This is a genomic window from Oceanobacillus halotolerans (assembly GCF_010993955.1).
In the GTDB taxonomy this organism is placed as follows: domain Bacteria; phylum Bacillota; class Bacilli; order Bacillales; family Amphibacillaceae; genus Oceanibacillus_A; species Oceanibacillus_A halotolerans.
Genome location: NZ_WIXL01000018.1, coordinates 25,561 through 44,076 on the forward strand (window position 1 = coordinate 25,561; position 18,516 = coordinate 44,076).

An 18,516-nucleotide genomic window follows, 5' to 3' on the forward strand; every position below is an offset into this window, starting at 1 on the left:
CAAAACAGTCCTTGTCCTAAAAAAGCTTACTCCATATAAGACACTCCGTAATTCGTAAAGTCATTGATTAAAAAGGCCATTTCTTTAGGTGATTGATCCATGTCATTTTCAATCCAATCCTTTATAACATTGATGGCACCACTTACTACAAAGGTACTTAAATAACGTAAATATAGTTCATCCACATCATTCCCGTTTCGCCAAGAATTCATCATAAAGCGTTGTGCGATATGCATGAGTCGTTGTTCAAAGGTAGGATCCCCATTTTTGTTTAATAACGTTTGAAACATGAATTTGTTCTGGGTAATGTATTCTAATAATTTTTGTGTCATTTGCAGTGACTCTTCTTCGATCGTAAAACGATAGCTGCTTAAATATTCATTCATGTCCTCGGTTATTTCTTCTTCAATTTTGTCCAGCAAGTCGTAATGATCGGCATAATGGGTGTAAAAAGTGGAGCGGTTAATATCAGCTAATTCACAGATTTCTTTTACTGTAATCGAGGTAATAGGCTTTTTCGCTAATAGCTGAATCAAGCTATTCTTTAATACATGACGGGTATATTTCTTACGGCGATCTAATTTTTCACTCAAGTTGATGATCCTCCCTATTGCAATTATTTTGTGAAAATCCAACACAAATTCCTAAAATGTTGCTTTGCTGACGTAATTTATAAAACTGTTTGTTGATTATCCAACACAGTGTTTATTATAATGATATAGTGTGTGAAGGTTATATTGCAAGAAAGGATGAAGCCTTATCGATCCGTCAGCAAGAATTATTAAACATAAAAAACCCATTGTAATCACATTTATCATCATTGCCATCATCAGTACGATTGTGCAATTCGGTGTTTCTGTTAATTACAATATGGTTGATTATTTACCAGAAGATACACCATCCACGAATGCAATGGATTTAATGGAAGAAGAGTTTGATGATCCAATTGCGAATGCAAGAGTCATGGTACGTGATGTCTCGATTACAGAAGCGTTAGCATACAAAGAAGAACTAGAGTCCATTGATGGTGTTACTGGCGTGACTTGGTTAGATGATTCCATTGATGTAAAAGCGCCACTCGAAATGGCGAATCAAGATACGGTTGAATCGTATTATAAGGAGGAAAATGCTCTATATTCGATAAATATTCGCGAAGGTGATGAAGTCGAAGTTACCGATAAAATTTATAACCTAATTGGTGAGGAAAACGCCATTTCAGGTGAAGCAGTAGACACGGCGACATCACAACAAATGGCTGGTCAAGAGTCTTTAAATGCAGCCTTGTTATTAGTTCCAATCATTATCATCATTTTAATTCTATCCACGAATTCTTGGATGGAACCATTATTCTTTTTAACGGCGATTGGAATTTCGGTTTTAATTAATTTAGGAACGAATATTTTTGTCGGAGAAATCTCGTTTGTTACACAATCTGTAGCACCGATCCTGCAGCTGGCGGTCTCGCTGGATTATGCGATCTTCTTGCTGCATAGTTTTTCAGATTATCGGAAACAAGTAGCTGATCCAAATGAAGCGATGCGACTAGCCATGAAACAATCATTTCCAGCTATTGCAGCTAGTGCATCGACAACATTTTTCGGTTTCATCGCACTGACATTTATGGACTTTGGAATTGGTGCTGACTTAGGCCTTAACCTTGTAAAAGGAATTGCTCTAAGCTTTATCAGTGTTATGATCTTTTTACCTGCTTTAACACTCTTGTTTTACAAGTGGATTGATCGTACTCAACACAAACCATTTGTTCCGAACTTTAAAAATATCGGCAAGTGGGTTATGAAGTTTAGAATTCCAAGTTTTATTTTAATATTAATCCTTATCATTCCAGCATTTTTAGCACAAAGCGAAACATCCTTTTTATATGGTACAGGTGACCAGCCAGAAACAACCCGAGCTGGTGCAGATGCAGCCGCTATTCAGGAAGCGTTTGGGGAAAATACGACAATGGTATTACTTGTTCCAAAAGGGGATATCGCAAAGGAAGAAGAAATCGTGCAACATTTAGAGGAATTCCCTAATGTGTCAAGTGTGATTTCCTATGTGAACACCGTCAGTTCTGTAATTCCACCTAATTATTTAGAAGAGTCGATGACAGAACAATTTTATTCGGAGAACTACACTAGAATCATACTCAACACCGAAACAGGTGCAGAAGGTGATGCAGCTTTTTCGCTAATTGAGGAGGTTCGTGATACAGCTGAATCCTATTATGATGAGGTTCATCTAGTTGGTGAAAGTGTAACATTATATGATATGAAAAACACCGTTGAACAAGATAACACAGTTGTGAATACACTCACGATTGTTGCGATTGCGATCGTGCTTCTCGTTACATTCCGATCGATATCAATCCCTGTTGTCTTACTATTGACGATTCAATCTGCCGTTTGGATAAATTTATCATTCCCATACTTTATGGATTCATCATTGGTATATGTCGGTTATTTAATTGTCAGTACGGTACAACTTGCAGCAACAGTCGATTACGGTATCCTATTTACGGAGAGTTATCGAAACCATCGTCAAGAAATGAAGGCTTTAGAGGCCATTAAGAAAACCATTGATGGTAAGATTTTTGCGATTTTTATCTCTGCTGCCATTTTATCCAGTGTTGGGTTTATTTTATCGTTTACATCATCAAACCCAATTGTGTCTTCAATCGGATTACTATTAGGTAGAGGTGCGTTACTCGCGTTTCTAATGGTTGTGTTCGTCCTACCGGCTACGTTAGTTATATTTGATCGGCTGATTAAAAGAACAACACTAAAAGCAAATTTTTATAAGGAGAAAGGGGAATGAGGATGAGGTTGAAACGCATCATCGCAGTGTTCTTGGTATTTTTGCTCGTTATACCAACATTCGCTGTCGCAGATACAACGAATGAAGAATCCTCAGAGGACAGTACGCAAACGGAAGGCTCTTATTCTGAGAAAAATGAAATTGTATATGCGACATTACGTGCAAATGGTGAACAAAAGGATATGTATGTCGTTAATAATTTTACAATAGATGAACCTGGAAAAATGGTAGATTATGGTCCATATGCCAGTGTTGAAAATTTGACGAACTTACAGGAGATCACATTAAATGAGGACCAAGTAACGTTTACTGCAACAGAAGATCAATTTTATTATCAAGGAGATATAGATGGTCAACCATTACCATGGGATATCGCTGTTTCGTATAAATTAGATGGGGAAACGGTAAATCCCGAAGAACTAGTAGGTCAAGATGGTAAGTTTGAAATGAAGATCGATATTACTGCAAATGAAGAAGTTGATTCGGTCTTTTTCGAGAATTATATGCTACAACTTTCGCTTCCTTTAGACTCTGAAATCTTTCAGCATATTGAAGCAAAGGATGGCATGGTAGCAAATGCAGGTAAAAATAAACAAGTAACATATACCGTGATGCCTGAAAGTGAAGAAAGCTTCGTAATTAAAGCAGATGTAACCGATTTGGAAATGGAAAGTATGGAAATAACAGCACTGCCATCTTCCATGTCCATTGACGCACCAGATGCTGATGAGATGACAGATGATATGAAATCTTTATCAGATGCCACAACAGACATTAATGACGGGGTTGGGGAACTTAATGACGGGATATCCGAATTAAGTGATGGTATTGCTGATTTGCATGAAGGATCTGAATCGTATCAAGAAGGAACGAAAGAAATCGATAAAGGTTCTACAGACTTAATAGAAGGGTCCGAAGCCATTGATCAATCGCTTGAAGAGATGAGCAAGGCTTTAGAAACAAATTCTAGTGAAATGGGTTTGGGGCAATTTGAGGATTTAGTAGAAGGACTTAATCAAATTGCAGAAGGCATGAAAGAAACAGAAGATAGCTTAGCTGGTTTTAAAGAACAATACTCGGAAGCCTATGCTGCATTGGATGAGTCGATAGAGAATATCCCTACAGATGTTGCACCAGAAGATTTAGCCGAATTTCAAAACAGTGAGAACGAAGCTATTGGTCAATTACTAGAAACGTATCAAGCAGCTTCTACAACGAAAGTGATCTATTCGGAAGTGAAGGAAGCCTTTCAAGCGGTGAACCCGACATTAGCTGGAGTTATAGAATCATTGAAAACCATGCGAACCAATCTGGAAACAATGGCAAGTGGATTGGAAGAAAGTTTAGATGAGATGGATATGGATGATTCGATCACCCAATTACAAGAAGGGTTGAGTGCATTATCATCTAATTATAAAGACTTCCACTCAGGCTTAGTTGAATACACAGATGGTGTCGGTGAATTATCGGCTTCCTATGGTGAGATCCATGACGGCTTCACAGAAGTAAAAAATGGAACAACTGAAATGGAAGACGGGGTAAGTGAGCTTCATGATGGCACAGAAGAGTTAGCTGATTCGACCAATGATTTACCAGATCAAATGCAAGATGAAATTGATGAGATGATTAATGAATATGATAAATCAGATTTTGATGCTGTTTCATTTGTATCAGCTGAAAATGAAAAGGTAGATAATGTACAATTTGTAATCAAAACAGAAAACATTAAACAAGAGGAAGACGATGAGGAAGAAAAACAAGAAGAAGAGGAAAAAGGAATCTGGGAGCGATTCCTAGATTTGTTTAGATAAGTATCTGATGGAGCTGTTAACTATAAAGCCTAAATTCTTTAATAAGAAGAATTTAGGCTTTTAATTATGGTCTCTTATAGGGCCGACCGATTGACAGTTCAAGAACTTATTTTGAAATTTTTTGTTGTGCTTGAATGCCTTGTTTAATCGCTTGACAGAAAAGTAAATTTGGTTGGGATAATTTTTCATGTTTCCGTTTTACAAATCCGATGTTTATCTTCCCGATTTTATCGTCAAGCTTTATCGATTTAACATCTTTTGGTTTAATATTTTTCACAAGTTCAGTGGGTAATATTGTCACGTTATCTGTAAGTGCAACATTTTCTAAGAGAACCTCCCAGTTTTCATTTTGAAAAACTACATGTGGTTCAAATCCAACTTCCTTACACCGATCATAAATGAGATTCCCCAAAGTAAAATCACAAGTTAGGATACTGAACTTTTCTGAAGCTAAATCTTTTAGCTTTAGCTTTTTGTTTGTAGAGAGTAAATTTTCCTTGCTGACAAATACTGACACGTCGTATGAGGGGAATGGTGAAGCACAAGGTTCCACTTCGAGGTTATCGTAATATACCGGAAATGATACTAATCCTAAATCTAATTCTCCAGTTGAAACCATTTCTTGGATTCTCTTTGAACCTTTTTGAATTAACGTAATTTCATAATGGGAATGGGAGGACATAAATTCGGAAATGGATTGCATATAACGCATTGATAAGAGAACAGTTAATCCGACTTTTAGGGAGCCTCCTACAACATTATTATTTTCTCGAATTTGTTTGGTTAAATCATCAATATCTTTCACAATGTTTTTTCCATACTCAAAAAGAATTTTTCCGTTTTCTGTAAGTTCAATGCCATGATCCGCATGATAAAACAATTTTGTATTCAAATCGCTCTCTAACTTTTGAACTGTCCAACTTAAGGTAGGTTGTGTAACAAACAAATTTTTTGCTGCAATTGAATAGCTTCCAGCATTTGCAATAGCAATGAAATAACGCAGTTGTCTAATATCCATATTACATCCCCCCATACATCTTATTTAGGCTTTAGTTAATTTGGTAATTCATTCCTAATTGAACTTTTTAAAGGCTGTTTCTGTTTCTAAAAGACTGTTGCTTTTTCAAGTATGAATCTTAATGAATAGTTGATGTGAATTTCGACGTAAATTGATATTATGATAGAGCTATCGCCGCTTCGGAAAAACACCACGCTTTCCGCGGGTGTCCCGTGAGCCTCCTCGTGCTCGTCGTGTTGAATGTGGTACAATGCTGCCGCACTCCTCGCAAAAAAAGATTGATATCGCACTGTGGGGTCTCACTTAGGCCACTGCGACGAACAGGACGTTCTAGTGTCGGCGCCCGCCACAGGTGTGACCTATGTTAGCCGACGAACCGCAGGAGTCTTCGTGTTTTTCCTACGCTGATTTGTGCATTCCAATTCGTATCATTTATGTTCCAAATAAACTATAATTCACTAAAATTACGTAGCAATCTATAAAAACTCCGATGGTAAGCAAAATAACAAAGTTTGCGAATATAGCCTTTTTATATGATTACATTACTTAGACACGTGAAGATATGCTTGAAAAAACAGTATAGGTTCATTTGGTCGAATTTACACCTTCTGAAAGAAAAGTCCTGTAGTTCGTATGGACTACCCATACAAAGACTGCCTATCACATAGAGGGATAGGATTTATAGGGTGACTTTTGTCACGGAAATAGAATCCCTACATGAGACCACAAGAACGGATTGCTCCTCCCAAAAAGCCGTTATATCAAGTATTTATTTAGCAAATAAAACTATTTTATGACCCTATAAATTTATTCAATTTTACTCCTTTATATGGAGGGTTTAAAATCAAATGTGAAAGCGCTTCATCCAAAGAATAGTTAGTAATGAGCTACCAAAATGTTTGAGAAATTATAGCTTGTTTGATAGATATTTTGTAGCTAAGTGCTTTCAAAATTTGATTAAAGGTTTAACTATATATTTATCATCATAGTAGCATTTTTAGCGTAATTTTTAAAGCGTTTTCAAGATTAGTTTAATAACGGTGAAGAAAGGTTGTGTATGAAATGACTAAAAAGAAAGTTGGAGCGTTTGATTTTGATTCACAAATCAATACGATTGAAAATAACTTTCCTATGTATCAGGTATTAGATGAGGATGGCAATGTGGTTAACGCTGATTTAATGCCTGATTTAACGGACGATCAATTAGTTGAACTAATGGAAAGACTTGTTTGGGGAAGAACCTATGACCAACGAGTAACGATTTTAAATCGCCAAGGACAATTAGGAAACTACGCTCCTTCTGGTGGGCAAGAAGCAAGTCAATTAGCTAGTCAATATGCACTAGGAGAAGGGGACTACTTACTTCCTACTTATCGTGATTTGCCACCACTGGTACAACACGGTATGCCCTTAAAACAAGCATTCCTATGGTATAAGGGCTACATGTCAGGAAACGTATTCCCACATGAATTTGCTGCAATGCCAGCACAAGTAATTATTGGTGCACAATATATACAGGCAGCAGGTGTTGCATTAGGTTTCAAAAAACGTAACAGAAATAATGTTGTTATGACATATATAGGTGACGGTGGTACCTCACAAGGTGATTTCTATGAAGGAATTAACTTTGCAGGCGCATACAACTCACCAGCAATTTTCATTGTTCAAAATAACGGTTATGGAATTTCTACTCCAAGAGCAAAGCAAACAAAAGCAAAAACATTAGCACAAAAAGCTGTTTCGGCTGGAATTCCAGGAATTCAAGTGGATGGTATGGATCCTCTAGCAATCTATCGTGCAGTAAAAGAAGCACGTGATTACGCACTTGCTGGAAATGGCCCTGTGTTAATTGAAACGATTACTTTTAGATATGGACCACATACAATGTCAGATGATCCGAAGCGTTATCGGGAAAATAAGATCCTAGAAGAATGGGAGAAACGTGACTGCTTAATTCGTATGCGGAACTTCTTAACAGCAAAAGGTTTATGGTCAGAAGAAAAAGAAAACGAAATTATTGAAGATACAAAGGCACAGATAAAACAAGCAATTGAGGAAATGGGCAAAGAAGAACCTCAAAAAATATCGATGTTTCTTAAGAAGATGTATGAAGAGGCTCCTCAAAATGTACAAGAACAAATCAAAATATATGAAGGAAAGGAGAGATTATAATGGCCCAAAAAACAATGGTACAAGCAATTACAGATGCGCTTAGTCTTGAAATGGAGAGAGATGAAAACGTTTTAATTTTTGGTGAAGATATCGGTATGAATGGCGGCGTATTTCGAGCAACAGAAGGCCTTCAAGAAAAATTTGGAGAAGAAAGAGTTTTCGATACGCCTCTAGCGGAATCAGTTATTGTTGGTGCATCTGTAGGTTTAGGGTTAGCAGGCTTCCGTCCAGTTCCAGAAATTCAATTTTTTGGTTTTGCATTTGAAGCGATGGATGCCATAATGGGTCAATTATCACGAATTCGTTACAGAATGGGTGGTGAACGTTTTGCCCCAGTAACGATTCGCTCTCCATATGGTGGAGGAGTCCATACACCAGAACTTCATTCAGATAGCCTTGAAGGAATAGTAGCACAATCACCTGGCTTGCGTGTAGTAATACCAAGTAATCCATATGATGCTAAAGGGTTATTAATCTCTTCTATTCGTAGCAATGATCCAGTTATTTTCTTAGAACATTTAAAACTTTATCGTTCATTCCGCCAAGAAGTTCCGGATGGTGCCTACACCGTGCCACTTGATAAAGCTGCTATCACACGCGAAGGATCTGATGTAACTGTTATCGCATATGGCGCAATGGTTCAAGAATCCGTAAAAGCAGCTGAAAGTCTAGAAAAACAAGATATATCAGTGGAAGTGATCGATCTAAGAACCGTTGCCCCAGTTGATATGGAAACGATTATTGAATCCGTCAAGAAAACTGGACGTGTTGTTGCAGTACAAGAGGCACAACGTCAAGCAGGAGTTATGGGTAGTGTTATGTCTGAAATAGCAGAACGAATCTTCCTATATCTAGAAGCACCTGTCAGTCGTGTTACAGCACCGGATACTGTTTTCCCATTTGGCCAGGCGGAAGAGGTTTGGCTACCAGATGCAGAAGATATTGAAGAAAAAGTAAAAGAAGTAATAGACTTTTAATTTAATCATAGAAAGGGGAGCATACTTCCATGAGTTTTCAGTTTAAATTACCTGATATAGGCGAAGGGATAGCCGAAAGTGAAATAGTTAAATGGTTTGTTACCGTTGGAGAAACGATTAAAGAAGATGATTCATTACTGGAAATCCAAAATGATAAAACAGTAATGGAGTTACCATCACCAGTAACGGGAACTGTTAGCAAAATCTTCGTTGAAGAGGGAGGAGTAGCTAACGTTGGTGATGTGATCGTTGAAATTGAAACAGAAGGAACAGGAAGTAATGAACAATCAGAAACTAGTGAAGCACAAGCTACTGATAGTTCTGTACAAGAAGAAGTGAAGGCCGAAGAGCAGGAAACAGTAGATACCGCAGCAAGTAAAAAGCCAGAAAGTACAGACCCTGATATTAGATTAATGGCGATTCCTTCTGTACGTCGTTATGCACGCGCAAAAGGCGTTGATCTCCGCTCGGTTACCCCAACTGGGAAAAATAACCGTGTAACAAAAGAAGATATCGATATGTTTATTGCTGGAGGATCAACAACAACAAATGATTCCGTCCAACAGGATAAAAATACGGTGGAACAAACAGAAAAAACTGAAAGAGCAGCTTCTGTTTCACCAATGCAAGGAATGGAAAGAAGCGAAAAAATGTCACCAACACGCAAAGCGATTGCCAAGGCCATGGTGAAAAGCAAAACAACAGCACCTCATGTAACTGTTTTCGATGCTGTTGATGTGTCTAAACTGATGGAGCATCGTAAGAAGTTCAAACAAAGAGCTATTGAGCAAGGTATTAAACTAACGTTTATGCCATACATTGTGAAGGCTTTAGTAGCAATATTACGTAAGTACCCAGCATTAAATGCGTATGTTAACGAAGATGAGATCGTTTATAGAAATTACTTCAATATTGGGATTGCAACCAATACAGATCATGGACTATTCGTCCCTAATATTAAAGATGCGAACATGAAAACCATTTTACAAATCGCACAAGAAATTACGGAATACGCTGATAAGGCTCAAAAAGGGGAATTAGGAGCTCAAGATATGCGCAATGGTTCCACAACCATTACAAATGTTGGAGCTGCTGCAACGAACGGGGTTTGGTCAACACCGATTATTAACCAACCTGAAGTATCCATCTTGGGAATTGGTCGAATCGAACATGAGGCTGTGGTAAACAAAGATAAGGAAATAGTTGCTGCTCCAATCATGAAGCTTTCCTTCTCATTTGACCATCGCGTCATTGATGGTGTAACAGCACAAGAAGCTATTAATGACTTAAAAGAATTAATCGCTGATCCAGAAATACTTTTAGTGGAAGGATGATCAATAAATGGTTGTAGGAGATTTTGCTATTGATCTTGATACAGTAGTGATTGGTGCTGGTCCAGGTGGCTATGTAGCAGCTATCCGTGCAGCACAAATGGGACAAAAAGTTGCGATTATTGAAAAAGAGCATATTGGTGGTGTATGTCTAAATGTAGGTTGTATCCCATCAAAAGCTTTAATTAGCGCAGGTCATCACTATCAAGATGCTCTACACTCAGAAACGTTTGGTATTAAGTCAAAAGAGGTAACATTAGATTTTTCTGAAACACAAGCATGGAAAGACAAAAAGGTTGTTGCGACACTAACAAAAGGTGTCGAAATGCTTCTTAAGAAAAATAAAGTAGAAATCTTACGAGGTGAAGCATTTTTTGTTGATGATCATCAATTAAGAGTAATTCAAGAGGACAGTGCGCAAACCTACTCTTTTAACCATGCAATTATTGCAACAGGAAGTCGTCCAATTGAAATAAATGGGTTTAAATTTGGAAAAAGAGTAATTGACTCCTCAGGTGCTTTAAACCTTACCGAAGTACCAAAGAAATTAGTTGTAATAGGTGGCGGCTATATTGGATGTGAATTAGCAAATGCTTATGCTAATTTTGGTTCTGAAGTTGTTATTTTGGAAGGCAGCTCGTCCATCTTGCCTAATTTTGATAAGGACATGGTCAAATATGCACTTGATAGCTTTAAGAAGAAAAATGTCTCGATTGAAACGAATGCTATGGCGAAAGAGGCAACTGAAACTGAAAATGGTGTAACTGTGACATATGAAGTTAATGGTGAAGAAAAATTTGTAGATGCCGACTATGTGTTGGTTTCTGTCGGACGTCGACCAAATACGGATGAGCTTGGCCTAGAAATGGCGGGTATCACGGTAGGGGAACGTGGTCTTATCCCTGTTGATGACCAAGGTCGTACAAATAAGAAGAATATCTTTGCTATTGGTGATATTGTTCCTGGACTTGCATTGGCACATAAGGCGAGCTATGAAGCGAAGGTGGCTGCTGAGGCAATAGCAGGTAAAAATGTAGGCGTAGATTATGGTGCTATCCCTTCTGTATGCTTTATAGATCCAGAAATGGCCTCAGTAGGACTTACACTGGAAGAGGCCAAAGCAAAAGGATACGAAGCCAAGGCATTTAAATTCCCATTAAATGGAAATGGGCGTGCATTATCACTGAATGCAACAGATGGATTTGTTCGCTTAGTGACAACGAAAGAAGATAAAGTCCTAATTGGAGCACAAGTCGTTGGAGTTGGTGCAAGTGATATTATTGCTGAACTTACACTCGCTATCGAACAAATTGTTAGCGTGGAGGATATTGCTCTCACGATTCATAGCCACCCTTCATTAGGAGAGACAGTGATGGATGCTGCTGAATTAGCACTAGGTATGCCAATTCATATTTAATTATTCAATTAGATGGTATTCGTTATAGTGAGATAGTTTCAACTAATGATAGGTTTCAAGCAGCAGAAATTAATATGTCTATTACGGAAGGAGCCTAAATGGATGAGCATAAAGAATTTTGATGAATTATCGAAGTTACTTGATAAAGAATCAACTCCAAAGAAAATTGCGATTGTAAATGCCATGGATCAACATTCATTAGAGAGTATTTTTTCATTAAAACAATATGTTGAGCCGATTTTAATCGGGAATGCTTCCAAAATAAAAGATATGATCGATTCAATTGGACAAACGATAGATGATGTACAAATAATTGAAACACAAAGTGATGTAGAGTCAGCTGAAAAAGCCGTAGAGTTAGCCAAAAATGGTCAAGCTGATATCATCATGAAAGGGAAAATACAAACGAAAGACCTTCTAAAGGCGGTTGTTAATAAGGAAAAAGGAATCAGGAAAAGTAAAGTTCTTTCCCATGTTGCTCTATATGAGTTGCCTAACTACTCTAAATTGGTACTAAGTACAGATGGTGGTATGGTGCTTGAGCCATCTTTAGAACAAAAAAAGGAAATTATTCATAACGCTTTATTTGTTTTTCATCAACTTGGCTACAAAGAACCGAAAGTGGCGGCATTATCAGCGGCAGAGCAGGTTAACGAAAAGCTCCAGGACTCTGTTGAAGGTAAACAGTTAAAGGAAATGAATCAAAATGGTGAAATACCAGGATGTATTATCGAAGGTCCAATTTCGTTAGATTTAAGCTTGAGTGAAGAAATTGCCCAAGCAAAAGGCTATCAAGGAAAAATTCAGGGCGATGCAGATATTTTATTAGTGCCAAACATTACAGCAGGAAATCTTTTAGGAAAGGCGTTCTCTGTTACGGCCAATGGAAAAATGGCTGGTGCAGTGCTTGGAGCTGAAGTACCAATCATTCTTACTTCAAGAGGCTCAACAACGGAAGAAAAATTCAACTCGATCATTTTATCGATCGTATTATCAGAAAAGAAATAAGTGTGGTGAAGATATGGGAAGCAATATATTAGCAATTAATCCAGGAGCGACCTCAACGAAAATTGGTTTGTTTAAAGATGAAGAGATTGTTTTCAAAGAAAGCATAACATACTCTTTAGCAGAATTAAAAGACTATGCAAACATCAATGACCAGTACGAATTACGGTTAGGTTCGATCCTTGAAACACTTAAAAAACACAATGTAGACACTAAAGTATTGGATGCTGTTGTTGGAAGAGGTGGTCTATTACCACCTGTAAAATCTGGTGCATATGAGGTCAATCAAGATATGCTAGATTGTCTGAAATATAGCCCAGTTCTTGAACACGCATCAAACCTTGGTGCTCCTTTAGCAAAAGGAATCACAGAAATGGCAAAAGATGGTTGCCGCGCGTTCATCTATGATCCTGTAACCGTTGATGAGTTTACAGATATTGCTAGAATTTCAGGGTTAAATGGCCTTGAACGAAAAAGTATTGGTCATGCGTTAAACATGCGTTCAGTTGCCATAAAAGTTGCAAAAGAAATGGGTGATTCCTATTACAATAAAAACTTTGTCGTTGCACATTTAGGTGGTGGATCGACTGTAAGTGCCCATCAAAAAGGACGTATGATTGATTTAATTTCTGATGACGAAGGTCCACTTTCTACTGAAAGAACAGGCGGCCTACCAATTAAAGAAGTTATCAATCTATGCTATGAAAAATCTAAAGAAGAAATGTATGCGCTTTACCGGAAAAAAGGTGGCCTCATTTCGTACCTTAATACAAATGATGCGATCGAAATTGAAGAAAGAATCGATAATGGTGATCAAAAGGCAGAACTGATTTTACAGGCATTAGCTTACCAAAGTAGTAAAGCAATAGGTGAATTGGCGGCAGTTCTAAAAGGCGATATCGATGGTGTCATCATTACAGGTGGATTAGCACATTCCAATCGAATTACAGAGTGGATTGAATCGCATGTTGGATTCTTAGCCCCTGTCGTAATTGTTCCTGGCGAAAATGAATTAGAAGCATTAGCGATGGGAGCAAAAAGGGTTATTACGAACGAAGAAAAGGCAAATATCTTTGAAATGGTGCATTAATTCATGAATTTAGTGAGTTAGCTAAAACTAAGGAGGTAGATTAGATGAAAGTAACTGAAGAAAACGTAAAGGTGGAAAACGGTATTCATAATGGAGGTGAGCCTGATATGTTTGAAAAAATATCTGGACATCAACAAGTAGTATTTTGTAATGATCCAAAAACAGGCTTACAGGCAATTATCGCGATTCATGATACAACATTAGGACCAGCACTTGGTGGAACACGGATGCGTCAATATAACTCTGTAGATGAAGCATTGGAAGATGCATTAAGATTATCTAAAGGAATGACACATAAGTGTGCTGCTGCTGGTTTAGACTTTGGTGGAGGAAAGGCAGTTATAATTGGTGACCCAGCCAAGGACAAATCACCTGCACTATTTAGAGCATTCGGTCAATTTGTCGATTCATTAAATGGTCGTTTTTACACTGGAACAGATATGGGTACAACGATGGATGATTTTGTTAGTGTAATGAATGAAACGAATTATGTTTGTGGAATTCCTGAAGCTTATGGTGGTGGTGGAGATTCATCCATCCCAACAGCACAAGGTGTCATCTATGGACTAAAAGCTACAAGTAAATATCTTTTTGATACGGATGATCTCAGTGGTAAAACATATTCCATTCAAGGGTTGGGTAAAGTAGGATTTAAAGTTGCCGAACACTTGCTTGAAGTTGGTGCTAAGCTTTATGTAACAGATATTAATAAAGAAGCTCTTGAATTAATTAAACAAAAAGCTGAAGCAGAAAAAGGCTCTGTTGAAGTTGTGGAAAGTGATGCTATTTACGGAGTGGATGCTGACATCTTTGTTCCATGTGCAATGGGTGCCATTATTAATGATGAGACAATTGATCAGCTAAAAGTAAAAGCAATTTGTGGATCAGCAAATAATCAATTACTTGAAGAGGAGCGTCATGGACAAGAACTTCAAGAAAAAGGAATTCTAATCGCACCAGACTATATCGTAAATGCTGGTGGACTTATCCAAGTAGCAGATGAGCTTTATGGAGCAAACCATGAACGTGTATTAATCAAAACAAAAGAAATTTACAATGCATTATTAGATATCTATAAACAATCCCATCTAGATTCTATTACAACATTAGAAGCCGCAAACCGTAAATGTGAAAAGCGAATTGAAGAGGGAAGCAGTCTAAATAATTTCTTCGCACGCGCACGTCGACCAAAATGGAATGTTAGACAATAAAACGATTAGCTAGAAAGTATACTGAACAGGTGAAAGTTAGACAGCATTATTGCTGTCTAACGAGCCTGCTTAGGATATACAAATTCATAATCTAAGTCAGGTATTAGACTGCATAATTAAGAGAATTTAAGCATCGAGTGTACTGTAGTATTTACAGGATATTTTATATAAAATATTCAGAACATTTTATATATTAAGACCTATAAAGGTTAGGGATAGAGGGGCTATATTTATAAAGTCTTAGCTTTTTACAATTAAGGGGGAGTTAAAATGGAAAATGAGAATCAATGGTCTTCGAAGCTCGGGTTTATCTTTGCTGCAGCAGGTTCAGCAATTGGACTTGGAGCAATCTGGAAGTTTCCTTATGTAGCAGGAATGAATGGTGGTGGAGCCTTCCTCATTATCTTTATTATTTTCACACTATTAATTGGGTTGCCATTACTGATATCAGAATTTCTAATTGGTCGCGGGTCAGGGAAAGAGGCTGTTTCTGCCTATAAAAAGTTAGCACCCAATAGTACTTGGAACGTAATTGGAAAAATTGGTTTAGTAAGTAGTTTCTTATTACTGTCTTTCTATACCGTAGTTGGCGGCTGGGTGCTTACGTACACGGCAATGTCAATTTTTGGTTTTGTTATTCAAGATGGAGCCAATTATGGAGATACTTTCGGCTACATCATAGGCTCACCATGGATATCACTCGTTGGTACAGCAGCATTTATCCTTATTAATGTTATTGTTTTAACACTAGGAATTAAGAATGGAATCGAACGAGCAGCTAAATATTTGATGCCACTCTTATTTATATTTTTCATCATCCTGATTATTCGAGCTTTAACATTGGATGGTGCCATGGAAGGGTTATGGTTCTTCTTAAAACCAGATTTCACACAATTGACAGCTGATGGATTACTTTACGCATTAGGACAGTCATTTTTCGCATTATCTGTTGGTGTTTCCGTGATGGTAACCTATAGTTCCTATTTAGGTAAAAGAGAAAGCTTACCTACTTCTGCGGGTATCGTTACATTAATGAATGTTGCGGTGTCGATCTTAGCAGGTTTATTCATCTTTCCAGTAGTATTTGCGTTTAGCATGGAGCCAGCACAAGGCCCAAGTTTACTGTTTGTTGTTTTGCCTGCTGTCTTCAGTCAAATGGCTTTTGGTGAGCTTTTCTTAACACTATTTTTATTACTGTTTTTATTTGCAACACTTACCTCTTCATTCTCGATGATAGAGATTTTAGTAGCAGCGTTTACATCAAACAAAAAACGCTCACGCAAAAAAGTTACTTGGACTGCAGGTCTAATTATCTTTTTAGCTGGTATTCCAGCAGGTCTTTCATCCGGTGTTCTAGATGGCATAACACTATTTGATAAAAACATCTTTGACCTTACTGATTATTTTGTAAGTAATGTTATGTTCCCACTTGGCTGTCTCCTCATCGCCTTGTTTATTGGGTTTAAGATGGACAGGCCGTTAATGAAAAAAGAGTTCTTTATGGGGAACAGCCTAGCTGGAGTATGGTACTCGATTTGGTGGGCACTAATGCGCTATGTCGTTCCAGTTACCATTGTTATCGTATTCCTCTATACGTTAGGAGTCTTCAACTTGCTATTTGATATTTAGGTGCCTGTCACCACCCGAAAATTGTCGTATTTTGTCGAGTGGCGTTTTTCATAAAGTTGTTACGTATATCAATAGTATTATGATAACCGCACCCCACTCGTGCGGTTATTTTTATCAGGAATAAAGTGTGTTTTGATGTTGCTGGGGGTACTATACAATTATGTAAAATAATTCTATTACATATTAAAATGATGGGAATTGTTGGTTATAATCAGATGAAATTAACCAATTATCAACCAGAAAATGAAGTAGAAATATTTCAAGACTTACAGGAAACAAGAGAAAGTGATTCTTCTATCGAAAATATTTATACAGGATTTGAGGAAACGGGAGATTTTATTATTTACCCTGAGGTAGATGTGGGTGCGGATTTTAATGTAAAAGATAGAGAATGGTATGCAGATGCCATGGAAGCAGATGGAGAAATAATATGGACTGCACCTTATGTGGATGAAGTTACGGGAAAAACCGTTGTAAGTGCAGCAAAAGCGTATTATCACAATGATAAATTAGCTGGTGTTGTAGGTGCTGATGTTGTAATTGATACGCTTATTGAAATGATTAAAGGGATCGAAATTGGGGAAACAGGTTATGCTGCTGCGTTTGACAATTCAGGCAACTTTTTGGCCCACCCAGATGAAGAATATGTTGGGGAAGACGTGTCTGAAGAGGAATACTACAAAGATATTGTAAAGACTGGTGAGAGTGGCATCGTTAAATACGAATTTGAGGGTGATAAGAAAATTACTGGCTTTGTCAAAAATCCGACTACAGGTTGGATTCTGGCTGGTACAGTAAGTGAATCAGAATTTCAAAACAAAGCCCAAGCGATCATTCTGCCCATTACGATTAGCTTAGCGGTTGTGATCATTATCGCGATAATAATTTCTTTAATAATAACAAGAAGAATAACAAATCCAATTAAAATAGTGATGGAGCGAATGAAAAATATCGCAAAAGGTGATTTGAGTCATGAAGCTCTAGAAGTGAAATCAACTAATGAAATAGGACAACTTGTTGTGGCGACAAATGAAATGAGTCATAGCATGGTGGAACTATTAAAGGAAATTAATAAAGTGTCCGAAACAGTAAGCAGTCATAGTGAAGAATTAACCCAATCGGCACAAGAGGTAAAACTTGGTTCAGAACAAGTGGCAACAACCATGCAAGAAATCGCATCAGGTACAGAGACGCAGGCGAATCATGCAGGTGAAATGTCTACTACAATGAATACATTTACTGCTAACGTTCAAGATGCCAATGAAAATGGTGAACATATTCAACAGTCATCAACTGAAGTACTGAGAATGACAAATGAAGGTCAACAATTAATGGAAACCTCAACAAAACAAATGGCAGTAATTGATCAAATTGTCCATGGAGCAGTACAAAAGGTAGAAAATTTAGAGGAACAATCCCAAAAAATATCCAAATTAGTTTCTGTTATTAAGGATGTTGCTGGCCAAACGAATCTCTTAGCGTTAAATGCAGCAATTGAAGCAGCAAGAGCAGGTGAACATGGGAAAGGTTTTGCTGTTGTTGCAGATGAAGTGAGAAAGTTAGCTGAACAAGTATCCGAATCAGTAACTGACATTACAGAAATTGTGACAAGTATCCAAGATGAAACAAATTTAGTAACCGAATCTCTCCAAGGTTGTTATCAAGAAGTAAGAGAAGGAACAGATCAAATAAGAACTACGGGTGAAAAGTTTAATGGAATACGTGACGCACTAAATGATATGGTAGATAACGTAAAAATAGTAACTGAAAATTTATCAGACATTGCGGCAAATAGTCAACAAATGAATAGCGCGATCCAAGAAATTTCAGCCGTTTCCGAAGAGACCGCTGCGGGTGTAGAAGAGGTTTCTGCATCATCACAACAAACCAACAGTTCAATGGAAGAAGTAGCATCAAGCTCAGAACAATTAGCCAAACTAGCTGAGGAGTTAAATGGAATGGTTCATAAGTTTAAACTTTAAGTACGTGTTCAAGAGGATAAAAAGGACCGAGTCGGCTAAGGTCTCAAGCGTCCTGT

13 protein-coding genes are annotated in these 18,516 nt (G+C 37.5%); 11 read left to right on the forward strand and 2 right to left on the reverse strand.

The window, feature by feature from the left end; all coding sequences use genetic code 11:
- Window positions 1-26: 26 nt before the first annotated feature.
- Complete coding sequence (locus GHC26_RS14985) at window positions 27-593, reverse strand: TetR/AcrR family transcriptional regulator (RefSeq protein WP_163972065.1); 567 nt, start codon at window positions 591-593, stop codon at window positions 27-29.
- Between the two features lie 277 nt (window positions 594-870).
- Here GHC26_RS14985 and GHC26_RS14990 point away from each other — a divergent pair, with 277 nt between their 5' ends.
- Window positions 871-2,817, forward strand: coding sequence for an efflux RND transporter permease subunit (locus GHC26_RS14990; protein WP_226376961.1), 1,947 nt, complete (start codon window positions 871-873; stop codon window positions 2,815-2,817).
- 2 nt (window positions 2,818-2,819) lie between these two features.
- The gene (locus tag GHC26_RS14995) at window positions 2,820-4,628 is read left to right on the forward strand and encodes a coiled-coil domain-containing protein (protein WP_163972066.1); all 1,809 of its coding nucleotides are present in this window, start codon (window positions 2,820-2,822) and stop codon (window positions 4,626-4,628) included.
- A 106-nt stretch (window positions 4,629-4,734) separates the two neighbouring features.
- On the opposite strand, the gene GHC26_RS15000 is transcribed toward GHC26_RS14995, so the two are convergent.
- On the reverse strand, window positions 4,735-5,646 hold the full coding sequence (locus GHC26_RS15000) for a LysR family transcriptional regulator (RefSeq protein ID WP_163972067.1): 912 nt from the start codon (window positions 5,644-5,646) through the stop codon (window positions 4,735-4,737).
- Between the two features lie 1,062 nt (window positions 5,647-6,708).
- Here GHC26_RS15000 and pdhA point away from each other — a divergent pair.
- The 9 genes from pdhA (at window position 6,709) to GHC26_RS15045 (ending at window position 18,460) form a co-directional block, all read left to right on the forward strand.
- A complete protein-coding gene (pdhA, locus tag GHC26_RS15005; RefSeq protein WP_163972068.1) occupies window positions 6,709-7,818 on the forward strand; it encodes a pyruvate dehydrogenase (acetyl-transferring) E1 component subunit alpha in 1,110 nt (369 codons plus the stop codon).
- Window positions 7,818-8,795, forward strand: a complete 978-nt coding sequence (locus GHC26_RS15010) for an alpha-ketoacid dehydrogenase subunit beta (protein ID WP_163972069.1) — start codon at window positions 7,818-7,820, stop codon at window positions 8,793-8,795. Before pdhA ends, GHC26_RS15010 begins: the two co-directional genes overlap by 1 nt.
- A gap of 29 nt (window positions 8,796-8,824) precedes the next feature.
- Complete coding sequence (locus GHC26_RS15015; protein WP_163972070.1) at window positions 8,825-10,129, forward strand: dihydrolipoamide acetyltransferase family protein; 1,305 nt, start codon at window positions 8,825-8,827, stop codon at window positions 10,127-10,129.
- 7 nt (window positions 10,130-10,136) lie between these two features.
- Window positions 10,137-11,543, forward strand: coding sequence for a dihydrolipoyl dehydrogenase (gene lpdA / locus GHC26_RS15020; RefSeq protein WP_163972071.1), 1,407 nt, complete (start codon window positions 10,137-10,139; stop codon window positions 11,541-11,543).
- A gap of 102 nt (window positions 11,544-11,645) precedes the next feature.
- Complete coding sequence (locus tag GHC26_RS15025) at window positions 11,646-12,551, forward strand: phosphate acyltransferase (RefSeq protein ID WP_163972072.1); 906 nt, start codon at window positions 11,646-11,648, stop codon at window positions 12,549-12,551.
- A gap of 13 nt (window positions 12,552-12,564) precedes the next feature.
- On the forward strand, window positions 12,565-13,638 hold the full coding sequence (buk, locus tag GHC26_RS15030; protein WP_163972073.1) for a butyrate kinase: 1,074 nt from the start codon (window positions 12,565-12,567) through the stop codon (window positions 13,636-13,638).
- Window positions 13,639-13,682: 44 nt separating this feature from the next.
- Entirely contained in the window at window positions 13,683-14,849 is a 1,167-nt protein-coding gene (locus GHC26_RS15035) for a Leu/Phe/Val dehydrogenase (RefSeq protein WP_163972074.1), read from the forward strand.
- Between the two features lie 270 nt (window positions 14,850-15,119).
- Window positions 15,120-16,478 carry a sodium-dependent transporter gene (locus GHC26_RS15040; RefSeq protein WP_163972075.1) on the forward strand — a complete coding sequence of 453 codons (1,359 nt, stop codon included), beginning with the start codon at window positions 15,120-15,122 and terminating at the stop codon, window positions 16,476-16,478.
- Between the two features lie 215 nt (window positions 16,479-16,693).
- Window positions 16,694-18,460, forward strand: a complete 1,767-nt coding sequence (locus GHC26_RS15045) for a methyl-accepting chemotaxis protein (protein WP_163972076.1) — start codon at window positions 16,694-16,696, stop codon at window positions 18,458-18,460.
- Window positions 18,461-18,516 lie beyond the last annotated feature (56 nt).